Source organism: Methylomonas sp. BG-2, from assembly GCF_057766305.1.
Genome location: NZ_JBYMAP010000095.1, coordinates 1 through 15635, shown reverse-complemented (window position 1 = coordinate 15635; position 15635 = coordinate 1). Strand labels below are relative to the sequence as shown.

13 protein-coding genes are annotated in these 15635 nt (G+C 63.2%); 7 read left to right on the top strand and 6 right to left on the bottom strand.

Annotation, left to right across the window (positions count from 1 at the left end; translation table 11 throughout):
• Positions 1-316: 316 nt before the first annotated feature.
• The 5 genes from AC3B8H_RS10860 to AC3B8H_RS10840 are packed head-to-tail and all read right to left on the bottom strand — an operon-like array spanning position 317 to position 7158.
• On the bottom strand, positions 317-1573 hold the full coding sequence (locus AC3B8H_RS10860; RefSeq protein ID WP_488441601.1) for a condensation domain-containing protein: 1257 nt from the start codon (positions 1571-1573) through the stop codon (positions 317-319).
• A complete protein-coding gene (locus AC3B8H_RS10855) occupies positions 1570-2448 on the bottom strand; it encodes an isochorismatase family protein (protein ID WP_488441600.1) in 879 nt (292 codons plus the stop codon). Before AC3B8H_RS10855 ends, AC3B8H_RS10860 begins: the two co-directional genes overlap by 4 nt.
• A complete protein-coding gene (locus AC3B8H_RS10850) occupies positions 2445-4082 on the bottom strand; it encodes a (2,3-dihydroxybenzoyl)adenylate synthase (protein WP_488441599.1) in 1638 nt (545 codons plus the stop codon). The genes AC3B8H_RS10855 and AC3B8H_RS10850 overlap by 4 nt, the downstream gene beginning before the upstream one ends.
• Positions 4079-5299: an isochorismate synthase gene (locus AC3B8H_RS10845; protein WP_488441598.1), complete on the bottom strand. Its 1221-nt coding sequence runs from the start codon at positions 5297-5299 to the stop codon at positions 4079-4081. The genes AC3B8H_RS10850 and AC3B8H_RS10845 overlap by 4 nt, the downstream gene beginning before the upstream one ends.
• A gap of 5 nt (positions 5300-5304) precedes the next feature.
• Positions 5305-7158, bottom strand: a complete 1854-nt coding sequence (locus AC3B8H_RS10840; RefSeq protein ID WP_488441597.1) for a TonB-dependent receptor plug domain-containing protein — start codon at positions 7156-7158, stop codon at positions 5305-5307.
• A gap of 278 nt (positions 7159-7436) precedes the next feature.
• On the opposite strand from AC3B8H_RS10840, the gene AC3B8H_RS10835 reads away from it, so the two are divergent.
• The 7 genes from AC3B8H_RS10835 (at position 7437) to AC3B8H_RS10805 (ending at position 15156) form a co-directional block, all read left to right on the top strand.
• A complete protein-coding gene (locus tag AC3B8H_RS10835) occupies positions 7437-8429 on the top strand; it encodes a helix-turn-helix transcriptional regulator (RefSeq protein ID WP_488441596.1) in 993 nt (330 codons plus the stop codon).
• A gap of 114 nt (positions 8430-8543) precedes the next feature.
• On the top strand, positions 8544-9353 hold the full coding sequence (locus tag AC3B8H_RS10830) for a siderophore-interacting protein (RefSeq protein ID WP_488441595.1): 810 nt from the start codon (positions 8544-8546) through the stop codon (positions 9351-9353).
• Positions 9350-10291, top strand: coding sequence for an ABC transporter substrate-binding protein (locus tag AC3B8H_RS10825; protein ID WP_488441594.1), 942 nt, complete (start codon positions 9350-9352; stop codon positions 10289-10291). Before AC3B8H_RS10830 ends, AC3B8H_RS10825 begins: the two co-directional genes overlap by 4 nt.
• A complete protein-coding gene (locus AC3B8H_RS10820; protein WP_278211217.1) occupies positions 10288-11316 on the top strand; it encodes a FecCD family ABC transporter permease in 1029 nt (342 codons plus the stop codon). The genes AC3B8H_RS10825 and AC3B8H_RS10820 overlap by 4 nt, the downstream gene beginning before the upstream one ends.
• Entirely contained in the window at positions 11313-12293 is a 981-nt protein-coding gene (locus AC3B8H_RS10815) for an iron chelate uptake ABC transporter family permease subunit (RefSeq protein WP_488441593.1), read from the top strand. Before AC3B8H_RS10820 ends, AC3B8H_RS10815 begins: the two co-directional genes overlap by 4 nt.
• Entirely contained in the window at positions 12293-14365 is a 2073-nt protein-coding gene (locus tag AC3B8H_RS10810) for an MFS transporter (protein WP_488441592.1), read from the top strand. Before AC3B8H_RS10815 ends, AC3B8H_RS10810 begins: the two co-directional genes overlap by 1 nt.
• Positions 14362-15156 carry a 2,3-dihydro-2,3-dihydroxybenzoate dehydrogenase gene (locus AC3B8H_RS10805; protein ID WP_488441591.1) on the top strand — a complete coding sequence of 265 codons (795 nt, stop codon included), beginning with the start codon at positions 14362-14364 and terminating at the stop codon, positions 15154-15156. The genes AC3B8H_RS10810 and AC3B8H_RS10805 overlap by 4 nt, the downstream gene beginning before the upstream one ends.
• Positions 15157-15270: 114 nt before the next feature.
• Here the strand turns inward: AC3B8H_RS10805 and AC3B8H_RS10800 are convergent.
• Positions 15271-15635, bottom strand: a 365-nt coding sequence (locus AC3B8H_RS10800; protein WP_488441590.1) for an Lcl C-terminal domain-containing protein, incomplete at its 5' end; no start/stop codon positions are given.

The following is a 15635-nucleotide window of genomic DNA, read 5'->3' as shown; positions in this document are numbered from 1 at the left end:
TTAAACGTAATATCTCTACCGGCCAGGATCGAGACGGTACCTTTCGACAATGTGTGAAGGTCGGATGAAATATTAGGCGCGGGTTGGATAACCGGGCCCGCGTTGAAGGTGGACATCATGGTCGGCAAAATGTCGATGCTGAAGCTGGCACTGACGCAGGCTTGGCCTGTGCCCAGAACAAGCCCGCGGTTATTGGCACTGAAGCCGTCTTCGCGGCGGAATGCGGAGACGGCGGCTTAGGATGATGGACCGGCCGAGGTTGTCGCGCGCGGCCGAAGCGGTGGAGGTGAGAAAGATAGCGGGTTTACTCGGCTGGTTACGCCAGAGTTCGAGCCAAAAAGCCGACGATATGTTGCCAATGGTCCCGCAAAGCCGGTTCGTCGTAATTTTCGATACGGCCGTCGAGATCCAGGACGATGGCATCGCCGCGCGCCATGAACACTGCCGCCAAATCCTCTACCGGGCCAGCCGCCAACGTGCGGGTCATGGCTTCGCACGGGCCGAAGCGGGTCGGCGCCTGGAACGGCATAATGTTGATTTCGGTGCCGAGTAAGCCCGGGGGATAACCGGCTTGTTCCAGGTCGAACTCCAAATGCTCGAAACGATAGCGCTGGTGCGGCCGGTGCCGGGCCAAGTCTTGGCGCAATTTTGATCCAATCTCGGCCAACGGCCGATCCCAGTCGTGCGTGAACGGCAATGGCATCACGTTCATCGCCGTACAAGGCGTGCGAGCCGCCGCTCCGGACGAGCGCAGCATCGTGGTCAGGCCGAGGACCGCGTCGTTGCCGTGCCCAAATCGGGCCAGATAACCGGCAAATCCGACAATCAGCAATTCCGGCCAGCTCAAATCCAACTCCACGGCTCGGGTCTTGAGACGGGTGACCACCGTATCCGGCAGTACGCCGCCGACGCGGCGGCCGCGGCCGATGCCGCGTATCGGGTTCCGACACAGCGATTTGGGCGCCAATCCCGCCAGCGTATCCAGCCAATACTGCCGGTCGACCTGCCGTGCCGCGGAATTCTGATAGGCGAGGTCGGCGGCGACTACCGCCGCCAGATTGCCGAATTCGGCACGAACCGGACCGTTGCCGGCAACCAGTTCCGCGTAGTGGGCCGCGGTCCGGCGGGCGATCAATTGAAAACCGTAGCCGTCCAACAGTAGATGATGGGCTCGATGCAGCCAGACGTAGCGCTCCGCTGCCCGCCGGTAGAGCCGGTGTTCGTAGAGAAAACCGTCTTCCGAGGCGAAGGCTTGGCGGGATTGGCGCGACAGTTCGGCCAGGAACTCGGTTTCGTCCAGATCTTCCGCCGCGACCAGCAGCGGAATCGGTACCGGGGCGATGATGGGCAATTGCCGCGGGCCGTCGTCGGTGTCGATCAAACGGATCCGCAGCGAATCGGCTTCGGCCAACGTCGCATGCAGCGCTTCCATGAACAGCATGGGGTCCAGCGGGCCGCGCAATTCGGTGTATTCGGCGGCATAAAACACTTCGGCATTGCCGGCGAGGTGCTGGCCCAGCAATACGCCGGCTTGGGCCTGGGTCAAAGCCAATTCGGGACTGTCGGGTTTCATGAGCCGGCCGCCGCAATGGCCGAGCCACCCTGCCATAAACCGTGCCAGGCCGCCAGCGTCGGCGTCGGCGCCAGATCGCCGAAATCGGCTTGAAAGCCGCGTTGTCGCCAACCTTGCAGCAAGGTCATCAAAGCAATCGAATCCAGGCCCATCAACAGCAGGTCGTCGTGATCGCCGAGCCGGTCCGGTTCGATTGCAATCGCCGCCGCCACCTCGTGGCGCAAGGTCCGCAGGCTCGGATACGGCGAAGTCAAGGCCGCCACGATGTCCTGGCTGCTGAGGACGCTGGCACAACGGCCGGCGGCATAGCGCAACGCGGCACCGTGCTCCTCCCTGGAAAAGTCGGCCAGGGCGTCGCCGGCCAGAAACGGCTGAATATCCAGCATGAAGGCTTCCGCCGCCGTCATCAGGCAACCGATGTGGGCATATATGCCGCAGATTACCAGTTGGTCCCGCGCCATGGCGCGCAGACGCTGTTCCAGATCGCTGCGCTTGAAGGCGCTATAGCGCGATTTCGGTAGGACCTCGTCGCCCGTTTCGGGGGCAATCGCTTCGGCTATGCGCTCCAATGCCGCTTGCGCGGGCAGACCAGGGCCCCAAAAATCGGTGAGAAGCGCGCGGTCGGCCGCCGATTGGCCGCCGCGCTGCGCGGTGTACAGGATCGGGACGCCATGGCCGCGGCAGGCGGCGATCAGCCGGATGCAGTTCTCCATAAGGGTAGGGATCGGCGCTAGGGACGGATCATAGAAGTCGAGAAAGTACTGCTGCATATCGTGTACCAGCAGGACAGCTCGGCTTGGGTCCAAGCGCCATTGCACCTTGGCGGCAGGCAGTTCGGTCGGCATTTCGTAACTTGGGATATTGGGTATGCTCATATCGGGCTCCGGGTCTGTTTGATGGCGAGTTCCCGCAGTTGCGGTTTGGCGATTTTGCCGGGCGCCGTCAGCGGAAATCGGTCGAGAAATTCGATGCGGTCCGGGATTTTGTGGTTGGCGACTCCGCAGCGGTCGCGCAAATGCAGTTTCAGCGTTAGCGCGAGTTGACCCAGATCCTCGGTCGCGTTAGCGTCGGCCAATTCGATGAAGGCGCAACTGCGCTCGCCGAGCCGGGCATCGGGTACCGCCACCAGCGCAGCATTGCGCACCCTGGGATGGCTGAGCAGATAGCTTTCGATTTCCGCGGCGGCGATTTTTTCGCCGCCGCGGTTGATCTGATCCTTGGCGCGGCCCATGACCTGCAGATTCCCGTCCGGCCGGCGTCGCACCAAGTCGCCGGTTCGGAAAAAGCCGTCGGCGCTGAATGCGGTGCGGTTGTATGCCTCGGCGCGCCAATAGCCGCGAATGGTGTAAGGGCCGCGGGTCAGCAGGTGTCCGGTGGCGCCTTCCGCCACGTCGCGGTCGGCATCGTCGACGATGCGGATTTCGTCGTCCGGCGAGATCGGCCGGCCCTGGCTCTCCAGCACGACCGATGCCGGATCGGTCAGCCGGGTGTAATTGACCAGGCCCTCGGCCATGCCGAATACCTGTTGCAACCGGCACCCGAATACCGGTTCGACTCTGGCTGCCAGTTCGGGGGCCAGGCTGGCGCCGCCGACCTGCAGCAGACGCAGGCTGATCAGGACTGGGCGGGTGCGTTCGACATAGTCCAGCCAGGCCAGCAGCAAAGACGGTACCAAGGCCACGTGGCTGACTGCCTCGGCGGCAATGGCGGCGCAAGCGGCTTCCGGCTCCGGCCGGCGCAGCAGGACGATACGGCCGCCGCTCTGCAAAGTGCCCAAGGTGCCGGGCGAGCTCAACGGGAAATTGTGGGCTACCGGCAATGCGGCCAGATAAACCGTATCGGCAGTAAAGTCGCAGATTTCGACGCTGGCGCGCACGCTATAGAGATAATCGTCGTGGGTGCGCGGAATCAGTTTCGGGGTGCCGGTACTGCCCCCGGACAGTTGCAGCAGGGCAATGTCGCCGGCTACCGGTGCCGCCAGCGTCCGCGGCTCGGCGTCCAGCGCGTCCAGCGGTGTGAATTCCGCGGCTGCGCCCACGACGATGACTTGGCGCAAGCTGGGCGCCACAGCCAAAATTTCCCGCGCCAGGACCCGGTAATCGAAACCGTCGTGGCGGTCCGGAATCACATAGGCGGCGGCCTCCGCGTCCCGGCAAAATGCGCCGATTTCGGCGCGGCGGTGGCCGGGCAATGCCATCACCGGAATCAGGCCCATCCGGAAACAGGCGAAGCAGACCGTGAAAAATTCGGCGATATTGGGTAGTTGCACCACCAGGCGTTCGCCGGCGCGCAGGCCTGACCGGACAAAACCGGCGGCCAGCCGGTCCGCTGCTTCGTCTAAGTCGCGATAGGACCAGCGGCGGCTGCCGCAGACCAGCGCGGTGCGGTCGCCGTGGCGCTGTGCCAACTCCCGCAGGAAGGCCCCCAAGGTCTGGCCGCGCCACCAGCCGCGCGCGCGGTAACGGGCGGCGAGCCGGTCCGGCCAAGGCACGAAGTCGGCGTCGGTCATCTGCGGCTCCCATGTAAAGCGTCGAGCAAAGTCCGGAACTTCGCCGAGGTTTCGTCGACTTCCTGCCAGGGTTGTGAATCGGCAACGATGCCGGCGCCGGCATAGAGATTGGCGCGGTTGGCTTCGATTTCCGCGCAGCGGATCGTTACCGCCCATTCGCCGTCGCCGTTAGCGGCGCACCAACCCACCAAGCCGGTAAACAGGCCGCGGTCGAAACATTCCAAATGGGCTATTGCCTGACGGGCCAGCTCGCGCGGCTCGCCGCAAACGGCCGGTGTCGGGTGCAGCGCGCGCGCCAGGGTCAGCGAATTCGAATCGCGGTCGCGCAGTATCCCGCGAATCCGCGTCGAAAGGTGCCAAACCCGGGCGGTTGCAATCAACTCCGGAACCGGCGGTACTTCGAGAGCGGAGCAAAAAGGACCGAGAGCGTCGGCGACCGCTTCGACTACCAACGCATGTTCGTGGCGATCCTTGGCCGAGTGCAACAATTTGCGGGAACGGCTCAAATCCTCGCCGGGATCGCTGCTGCGCGGTGCGGTACCGGCAATCGGATTGGCCTCCAGATTGATGCCGCGGCGGCGCAGCAATAACTCCGGACTGGCGCCGATCAGGCGGCGGATGTTGCGGGTCTCCGACTGCAGATTCACCGCGAAGGTGTAACCGGATAGGTTATTGGCGGCCAGATTGCGCAACAGCCTGGCTTGGTCGATGTCGTGTTCGCCGACGACTTCCAGCATCCGCGACAGGACCACTTTTTTGAGTCCGGATTGCCGCATCATCGTGAGTGCTTGCGCCACCCGTTGTGCGTAGAGTTCGCGGGACGGGCGTTCTTGGGTCGCCGAACCATTCACCGCCGGCCCCGCGAGTGGCGCGCCACGCCGCTCCAGACGGCCGGCCAGCTCCAGATGCTCCGGAATGAACAACACCGCCGGCGCATCCGCGACGAACGGCAGAGCGCCGACGGCAATGGTTGAGGCATCGCCGCGCTCCCGGTTGAGGGCAAACAGGCGTTGCAAGGCGGCTTCGAGAGACTCTTCGGCTGCGGTATGCAAGCGATCGCGGATACCAATGCCATGCAGTGTCAGTTCCGGCGTGGCCATGAAAAAACTGGATCCGGTGCCGTAGCGGCCTAGCAGAGCGCCGGCGTCCGGCTTTACGCTACCACCGGTCAGCTCGGCGTCGGAAGTCGGAGTGGGGGGCTGCGTTTCGGTAAACATGGCGGTCAAAACTCCAGGCGGGCGGAAATGACGGCGCTACGGCCGGGGTTTTGCAGCGGGGTGATAAAGCCGACGGCACTGCCGGCGGTGTAACGGTCGACATATTCTTCATCGGTCAGGTTGTTGGCCTCGGCGCGCAGCGTCAGGCCCCGGTAAAACCGGGGTTGCCATTGGGCGAATAGGTTATAGACGTGGTAGCCCTCCAAGTCTCGGTTGCCAGATTCCGGCGCGTAGCGGTATCTCAAGGCGATTTCCGAGCTGACACCGGCTTTTACCCCCAATTCGGGCCAAGCATAGGCGGCATGCAGCTTGACGATCTCGCCGACCGGCGAACCCAGGTAGAAGGCCAGCGTGCCGAGCTGCGAATGGTCGTAGCTGACTTCGGTATTGGTGTAATGCGCCCCGAATTCCGCATTCGCCAGTTGGTAACCGGCACCCAGGTTAAAACCTTCGGTTTTCACCGCCGGGCCGTTGATCCGCGTGAAACTGTCTTCGCCTTCGAGATAGGCTGGCGTATTTTGGATACGGGTTGAAAACACTTCGCCGTCCAACTTAATCCCGGCAACGACGTAACTCACTCCGGCTTTGGCGTTGGTGGAGCGTTGCGCGGCAACGTCGTCGGAATAGTTTGCGTAGGGCATCGTGTGAAATATCGCCGCTTCCGCGAGCTGGATGCCGCCGAAGACGTAGGAATAACTGCCGCTGAAGGTCAGATCTGGCAGCGGAGTGATACCGAGCGCGACATTGGGGCTGGCGCCGGTACTTTCAAAGTGTTTGTGGTCGACCGAATCGAATTCCTGCGAATCGATACGCAGACCGCTGGATAGTTTGAGCCAGTCCAGCGGCTGGCTGCGCAGTTGGGCAAATCCACCCAGATTGCGGGCCGTTTCGGTAAACAGGGCGTCCCGGAAGTTATCGGTTTGAGCGTGGTCGTTGTAAAAGTCCATGCCGGCGGTGATTTCGCCGAGTGGGGTAGCGAATCGATTTTGGGCGGTGGCGCCGAAGCTCTCGATGGCGGAGTCGAAATATCCGGGCCGGAATCCGCCGTTGGCGTTGGGACGCGACAGGGCGGTATCGTTGTAATAGAAACGGATTTCCGGATCGTAGAATTTGCCGGGTTGACGGTTGCTGTATTTGAAATTGGCGGTGCTGCGTTTGAAGATGTTTTCCGACAATAAGGTACGTCCGCGCACGGCGGCGAAATTGGCCCGGAACGGTCTAATCTCGTCGTCGGCCAGATGTTGGGCCGACGCTTCGAAGCGGTGGCCGCCAGCCGCGGTATAAGCGACTTTACCCAAGGCGCTGAGCAGATTGGTGCCGGTGCCTTGCACCGGGTCGCCATTGCCGGCGTCGTAATTGCCGCCTTCGGCATGGGAGGCATAACCCAAGGCTTCGACGCCTTGGCTGCGCCCGTAGGCCGCGCCGGATTTGGTAAAGGTATCCAAATTACTGGCGAAGCCGCCGCCAAGAAAAGCGCCGTAATCTCTGCCGGTGGTCAACAGGTCGTCGACGTCCTTGGTCTCGTACCGCAACGAACCGCCCAGCGCCCCCGGACCGGCGTCGGCTGCGGCGACACCGGCGTCTACAGTCACGGCCTTTAACATGCCGGGATCGAGCAGCAGGTTGGCGTTGTGGTGCCAAAGATTATTGGATTGTCTGGCACCGTCAATCTGCACGTTGAGGTTGGTTTCCTCGATCCCATTAACGTAAACCTTTTGCGCGCTTTGGGTGGGGCCGCCAACGCCGACTGAAATGTTTTTCTCGAAGACGTCTTTGATCGATGTCGACGGCGTGTCTTCGACCTGCTCGGTCGCCGGGTTCGATTTGGCTCGCTTCTCCGTGACTTTGACGGTTTCCATCACTATTGATCGATCGGAGTCCGCTTCGGCTGCGTTCGCCTGCGGCTGGTGCGCCGCAATCAATGCAAGTGCGGTTAACTGGAGGGGATTTCTAGCGCAAAAAAATGGGTGAGTTTTCATGGTTCGCCGTAAATAAGAATGATTTACATTAACGTTTGGTGTTTGCTATTATCCGGTCCAAAGCCGGTTTGCGCGTTTGCGGCGGAAGCAGATTGCTTTGCGGGCCGCGCAGACGCCGCCTCAGCCGGGGTTTGCATGGAATTAATTGGAAAATGCCTATGAATCGAACTCAGCCCATCGTTTCGCCCAAAATCGACTGTTCCGACTTGACCAGGCCGGGTTTGGCCGAGCCGGGCGGCGCGGTTACCGGCGGTCCGCCGGTGATCAGCGGCCGGTTTCGGGAATTGCAATTGCGGCCGGACTTGTCGCTGTATGCCGCCGATGTCAGGGACGAACTGGATTTGGAAGTCAACGACGTGTTGCAGCCGGGCTTGTTGTTGGTACTGCCGTTGTACGGCGAGGCCGATGTCTCTTACGGCGGTCGGCGCTTTCAGTTGGGCGGCCGTGGCGGAAGCGGCGGCCGGGAAGGTTTGATCCTCGGCTTGACACGGCGGGAACAATTTATTCGGCGATTGCGGCCGGGCGCGCGCAGGCGGGTGGTGAGTCTGGCATTGGGCCAGCGCTGGTTGGCGGATCACGAAGACGTTTTGGCTGGCCATCCGGGGTTGGCGCGTTTACGCGGCACGCATCTTGCCGTGCAGCAATGGCGCTTGTCGGCGCGGTTGCAGGCCTTGGCGGGCAGCCTGTTCGAGTTGTGCGGGTCGACCGCACCGCTGATGAATTTATCGTTGGAGAGTCGTTGCCTGGACATCGCCGCGGAGGCTCTGGCCGCCTTATCCAGCGTAGACACCCGCGAGTCTTCGGGATTGCGGCCGCGCGAGCGGCGGCGCTTGGCCGAATTCCGTGCATTTCTCGATAGCGGTGAAGGCGACGGCTGGTCGATGCAGGCGTTGGCCGACCGGATTGGGATGAGTCCCAGTACCTTGCAACGCTATTTTCGGCAATACACCGGTTCCAGCGTATTTGCATACCAGCGCCGCCGCTTGCTGGAAGAAGCGCGTCGCGTATTGGAGCGCGACGGGGTCAGCGTCGGCGAAGCAGCACACATCGCCGGCTATACCAATGCCGCGAATTTTGCCACGGCATTTCGTCGCCAGTTCGGCGTCGCGCCCAGCGAATTACTGTTGCGGAGCCGGCCGGGTTTTGCGTAACGCGCGGAAGGATTTGCGCGGCGGTCAATCCGCCGGATGCGCGGCGTGTCGGCCGGTTGCGGCCCGTATAATCCGTGGCCGCACTCCACTCACAACACCAGAACGCGCATGACCATGTCCGATTCAGAACGCAACCGACATCGCCGCCTTCGGCAACTGACAGTGCGGGATACCTTCAGTCTGAGCCGGAATCTGCGCCGCATCCGGTTTCAGGCCACGGATCCGCAAGACTTGGCCGACGCCGGTCCGGGCGCTCACCTCAAGTTGTTGCTGCCGGCTATCGCGGGCGATACGCCGCTCTCGGCTCAATCGGCCAACTGCGATCCGGCGTCTTCCGCCGAAAACAACCCGATAGCGCGGACCTATAGCCTGCGCCGCGCCGATCTGCGCCAGCGCACGCTGGATATCGATTTCGTCATTCACGGCGCGGGTCCGGGCTCGCGCTGGGCAAGCCGTGCCGAAATCGGCCACAGCGTCGGTTTGGTCGGCGTCGGCGGACCCCGCTTATTTCGACCGGAGGCAGAGTTTCATCTGTTGGCCGGCGATTTGTCCGCGTTACCGGCAATCGCCGCGGTACTCGAAGCCTTGCCGGCTTCGGCCGTGGGTGCGGCATTGATCGAGATCGCCGATGTTGCCGACCAATTGAGTTTGCAACATCCGCCTGGGCTGACGCTGTATTGGTTGCATTCGCATGCGGCTTCCGGCTTGGCGGCGGCCGTCCGCCGAACTCAGTGGCCGGCCGGAGCCGATGTGTTTGCCACCGTAGCCGGAGAAAACGACGCGGTGTTGGCCATCAGAGCCCATCTGCTGCGGGAGCGCGGCTTGCCGTTGTCTGCGATGTATGCCGTGCCGTACTGGCGGCGGGGCCGTAGCGAAGAACAGTACCACGACGAGCGGCATCGCTCGCTGGAGGCGTGCCGATGAAAACCGCTGCGGCTGGCGCCTTACTGGCGTTGATTTTGGCGCTCGGGGCTTGCGGGCGGGAACAGCAAACCAGCGCACCGCCGGTAACGGCGCGCGAAATCGCCGACGCTTACGGCCGCAAGGTGGCAGTGCCCGCGACCGCGCAACGGGTTGTGGTACTGAGCGAATTGGATTTGGATGCGGCGTTGGCGCTCCAGGTCACTCCGGCGGGAGCCGTCAACGGCCGTGGCAGTGACCGGCCGCCGGCTTATCTGGAAAAATATACCGGTGCGGTAGCCAGCGTCGGCGATTTTGCCCAACCCTCGCTGGATCGGATTGTCGCGCTGCAACCGGATCTGATCCTGGCCGGCGGCCAAAGCGATCCGGCTATGCTGGAGCAATTGGCGGCGATCGCGCCGACGGTGGTCAGTTTTTATCCCGGCGAACCCTGGCAAGACAGCCTGCAGCGGATTGCCGTCGCGTTGGGGCGGCCACAAGCCTGCGAGCCGTTGTTGCAGGCTTACCGGGCGCGGGTCGGCAAGTTGCGCGCGGCGCTGAGCGGGCACCGCGGCGAATCGGTCAGCATCGTTCGCCTGACGCCTAACGGTCCAATGTATATGCTCGGCGAAGCTTTTGCCGGACGGGTATTGGCCGATCTCGATTTGACCAGACCGCCGGCCCAACGCCAAGCGGGCGCCGGACATGGACCGCCATTGAGCCGGGAAATGCTGGCGGATATCGACGGCGATTGGCTATTCATCGGCAACTTTTCGCCCGATCCGCGCGGCGTGGCCGCCTTGCGCGACGAGCCGGCTTTCGCCGAACTGCGCGCCGTCCAAACGGGTCGCGTGCGCGAGGTCGATGCGGCGTTGTGGACGGTCGTTGGCGGGCCGGTGGCGGCGCAAGCGGTACTGGACGATATCGAAGCGGCTTTTGCCGGGCGCGGCAACAGCTTATGAGCATGGCCGTTTACAAAGCTGGAACCGGTTACGCTCTGCTGTTGACGGCGGCACTGGCGTTGGCCTTAGCCACAATGAGCCTGGGCCCCGGGGAAGTGAATTGGCAAGACGGCCTCGACTGGTTGCTGGGCCGCGCGGCGGACGCACATGCCCAATTGGTACTGGTGGACTTGCGCCTGCCGAGGCTGTTGAAGGCCGTGGCGCTCGGTGCGGCACTCGGCGCGGCCGGGGTGTTGTTGCAGGCGGCGACCCGCAATCCGCTGGCCGACACCGGTTTGCTGGGTGTGAATAGCGGCGCGGCCTTGGGCGTGGCGGGCGGGATTGCTTGGTTGGGAGAATCGGGACCCGCCGATCAAATCGGCTGGGCGCTGACCGGCGCCTTGGCCGGTTGCGCGCTGGTACTCTTTTTGGCCGGCGCCGGGCGAGGCCGCATGTCGCCGCTACGCATGGTGTTGGCGGGATTGGCCCTTGGGGCTACCTGTCAGAGTGCGACAGCCTGGATTGCGTTGGCCGGTAGCGCCAACTTGGACCGGTTCCGTTTCTGGCTGCTCGGCTCGCTGGCTCACCCGCACGCAGGACTGCTCGCGCCGGGATTGGTTTTGATCGGCCTTGGTTTATGTGCGGCTGTCGCTCTGGTGCGGCCGCTATCGGCGCTGGTCTTGGGCGACGAACTGGCCAGCGCGCTCGGCTATCGTCCCGCGACTGTCCGGGTTTGCGCCGTCGGCGCCGTTGCGCTGTTGAGCGGTACTTCGGTAGCGCTGGCGGGCCCTATTTCGTTTTTGGGATTACTCGCACCGTATTGCGCTCGAGCGCTGGCCGGCGTCTCGCTGAAAGCCCAACTTGCTTACGCGATTCCGTTGGGCAGCATCGTGATGATGGCGGCCGATTTGGCCGCCCGACTGGCTATCGCACCTTTCGAAGCGCCGGTCGGCGCGGTATTGGCGCTGATCGGCGCGCCGTTGTTGATCTGGATCGTGCATCGAGAACCTAACCTTGGCTTTAGCCCGCACGGAGCGGAGCGATGATTGCGTTCTCGCGTAGCGGTCTGCCGCTCCTGCTGTTGGCGCTGGCGTACGCCGAGCTGGCAGCGGGCCAGCCGGGTTTGAGTCCGGTGCAATTGCTGGACGGTTTGAGCGGCAACGGACCGGTTTGGCGTACCACTTTGCTCACCCAAATCAGATTGCCGCGCCTGTGTGCGGCATTCGTCGTGGGCATCGGTCTCGGCGCGGCCGGCGCGTTGTTGCAAGCCTTGGCGCGCAATCGGCTGGCGGGGCCGGACGTACTGGGACTGAATGACGGCGCACTATTGGCATTGGCGCTGAGTTTGGTGCTGAGTCCCGCCGGTTTGCTGGGGCCTTGGTGGTGTGGATTGACCGGAGCGCTGCTGACGGCCGGGTTGGTGGTCTTGGCGGCGGGCGGTGTCGGCAGTCGCGGTTACCGGGTGTTGGTGGTGGGCTTGGGCGTTGCCGGTTTGTTGCGGGCTGGATTCGAGTTTGCATTAGCGACGCTACCGGCGTTTCATGCCGCGGGTCTCTACGCCATCAGCGTGGGCAGTCTTAGCGGCCGCGGTTGGCCTCAGGTCGGGGTTGCCGCCGCGTTGTTGTTAATGCTGATGGCCGCAAGCTGGCCGTTGGCATTGAAGCTGACACTGTTGGGTTTGCATGACGACAGCATGCGCAGCCTCGGCGTGCGTCCCGGCCGGTTGCGCTTGGCGGTATTGCTGGCGGCGTCCGGACTGGCCGGCGTTGCCGCCAGCATCGGCGGGCCGATCGGATTCGTGGCGATTGCCGCCCCGACCTTGGCGCGGCGCTTGGCGTCGGAAGGGCAAGCGTTATTCTGGACGGCGGCCGCGATCGGCGCCGCATTGGTTGCGAGTGCCGATTTGCTCGGGCGGATATCGGCAGCGGCGGTCGAAATTCCGGTGGGCGTTGTCGCCGGCCTGTTGGGCGGACCGTTTTTACTTTGGTTGTTGATGCGGCCGGAGCCGCACGGAGCTGCATGATGGCCGAATTTCGAGTCGACAATCTGTCCGCCGGTTACGGCAATAAGCCGGTGCTAAGCGACCTTAGCCTGTTGATACCGGCCGGACGCATTACCGCCATCGTTGGCGCCAACGGCTGCGGCAAAAGTACGCTGCTGCGCTGTCTGGCCGGTTTGCATCGGCCGGGCAGCGGACATATTTACTTGGACGACGAACCGTTGCCACGGATGCCGCCGTCAGAGTTGGCGCGGCGCGTCGGCTTTTTACCGCAGTTTCCGTCAGCGCCGTCCGGTTTGCGGGTCGAGGAATTGGTAGCGCTCGGCCGGCATCCGCACCGGAAATGGTTGCGGCAATGGTCGGATGAGGATGCGGACAGTGTGAGCGAAGCCTTAATTTTGACCGATTTGACCGAGCTTGCCGGACAGCCGCTGGATGTCTTATCCGGCGGCCAACGCCAACGGGCCTGGATGGCAATGCTGCTGGCCCAAGCGACGCCGGTACTATTGCTGGACGAGCCGGGCAGTATGCTCGACCCCGGCCACCAGTTGGAATTGTTCGCACTGCTCAGAGTCTTGGCGGATGCGGGCCGGACCGTCGTTGTGGTCATGCACGATCTGGTCGCGGCGCGCCACGCGGATTGGCTGGTCGCGTTGGACAGTGGCCGACTTGCGGCCTGCGGCCCGCCATCCGATGTGTTGGATCGGGCCCTGATGCGAAGTCTCTACGGCATCGACAGTTATGTGCTACAGGCGCCGGACGGCAACCCGGTCGTTGTGCCGGTTCGGCCGGCCGATTGGCCGTTACCGGTTCCACGGCCGTTGCCGCAGCGGGCGGCGGCATCGGTAAAGCCTACAATCCGAGTCCCGGCGTTGGATGCCGAACGGCGCTTGGTGCGGCTGTTCGCGGTCCTTCAGTTCACGCTGTTACTCGACTACATGGTGCTGATGCCGCTGGGTGCGGCGTTGATGAGCGATTTCGATATCGGGCCGGCGCAGTTCGGCTGGGTGGTCGGTGTTTACACTTTAGCCTCGGCTTCGGCCAGCCTGGCCGGAGGGCGGCTGCTGGATCGCGGCGATCGCAAGCGTAGCGTGTTGCTGTTGTATGCCGGTTTTGTTGTTGCGACCTTGGCCTGCGGTCTGGCGGACGGATTCGGGGTTTTGCTGGCGGCGCGAGCGCTGACGGGCGCTTGCGCCGGCTTGTTGAGCGCATCGATGATGGCGCTGATTGCCGACCGTATCGCGCCGGAGCAGCGCGGACAAGCGATAGGCGGGGTCATGTCGGCATTCGGCATTTGCGCGGTGATCGGGGTGCCGTCCGGCTTGTGGCTGGCGTCGCTGGGCGGTTGGCGAGTGCCGTTCTTTGCGGTGGCGGCGTTGGCCTCCGGTTGGTGGCTGATATTGCGCCGGGCTTTGCCGTCGGCGCCTGCCGCCGCCGGCGCTGATACCGGACTTTTTACGCCGAGCCTGGCGCTGGGCTGGCTGTTGAGTTTCGGTATCGTCTTCGCCGGTTTTTTAATCGTGCCTTATCTGGGGGCGCATTTGAACGGCAGCCTGGGCGTCACGCTGCCGGAGCTATCCGTGCTCTATCTCGGTGCCGGTTTGGCGACCTTTGCCGCGGCCCGAGCCGTCGGCCGGGCCGCGGACCGTTACGGCGCGGGCCGCGTATTGGCGGGATTGATGCTCGTCAGCATCGTTCCACATCTATGGCTGACCGGACTCGATCCGGTGCCGCTTCCGCACACCGCTTTGGCGTTTACCCTGTTTATGGTTGTGACATCGACGCGGGCGATTCCGGCGTCCGCTTGGCTGGTTAGCCGGGTGCCGCCGCCGCTGCGCGGCCGTTATCTGGCTATCAATACGGCCAGTACCGAAGCCGCGTCGGGTTTGGCGGCTCTGTGTGGCGGGATGATGACGACCGGCGCCACGGTCGGCTTATACCGCTTCGAGCGCGTCGGTTGGCTGGCCGCCGGCGTGACATTGCTGACCTTAGGCTTGTTGTTTTGGCTAAGCCGCCAATCCGGCACTTCCCGGCCCAGTGTAGTGGCGGCTTCGGTGGTGGGGCAAGGTTCAACCGTCAGCGAGGTTGCGGAATGAGCCGTAGCACACCCGCCGGCTCCCGCTTCGGGTTGCGTCCCGGCGTGGCGTTGGTGAGCGGCGCGGCCCAGGGCATAGGCCGCGCGGTTGCCGCCGCCCTGGCCGGTCATGGGCTTACGGTGGCCGCCGCAGACCTCGACGCTGTGGCCTTGCGCGCAAGCTGCGCGCTACTGCCGGGCTTACATCCGCTGGAACTGGATTTGCGCGATTGGGCGGCCATCGAAGCGGCGGTGGCGTCGGTCGAATCCGAATTCGGCGCGATAGAGTATTTGGTGAATGTGGCTGGCGTACTGTATCCCGGTAGCGCGCTAGAGCTTACCGACGCCGATTGGCTGCAGAGTTTCGCGGTCAACACCCATGGCGTGTTTGCGCTGAGCCGGTCGGTTGCGCAGCGGATGCGGCAACGGCGGCGCGGCGGCATCGTCACGGTCGGCTCCAACGCAGCATCGACGCCGCGCGTCGGCATGGCGGCCTATGCCGCCTCTAAGGCCGCTGCCGCCCACTATATGCGCTGTCTTGGGCTGGAACTGGCGGAATATGGGATACGATGTAACCTGGTCTCGCCGGGCTCCACTGAAACTGAAATGCAGCGCCGTTACTGGCTTAGCGGTGCCGGCAGCGCGGAACGGATCATTGCCGGGTGCCTGGAGCAACACCGGCTTGGCATTCCGCTCGGCAAGCTGGCGCAACCGGCCGACATTGCCGACGCGGTCGCCTTTTTGCTGTCGGATGCGGCCGGGCATATCACCTTGCAGGATCTCGTGGTCGATGGCGGCGCGACCTTCGGCTGACAGTCCGGCAACGGGAGCCGCGGGCAAACACCGAATTGCTTGCGTTGGTAGTGATGCAATCGGGAAGAGAGAGGGCCGATACAACTGGCAGCCATGGTTTATGCGGATAGGAAATCAACGAACCAAACGAATTGCTCCAGGCACGTCGGTGCCGTAGTCATGAATATCGCCGCTGAAAAAAGATACGCTCCAAGTGCCTTGATTCTGTTCCGAAAGCGAAGACGACCAAAATAATCTAGCGTTTGCACCGGGAAACGCAAATTCATCCAGGAACGGTCGATCCAAGGTTACATCCAACAGGCTGCTCAGCTCTTTGAGCGTGGGCATCCTCCAGCCGCTTTGCCTTGCCGCGTAATCAGCGGCTTCATGTCGATTAAATTCAAGCGCGGAACCCGTACACGCTTGGCTGTTCCAAGTTTGACCTTCGGGGCATCGCTTCCATATCAATCCGGTTTTATTATCCAGCGTTAACGCATTTG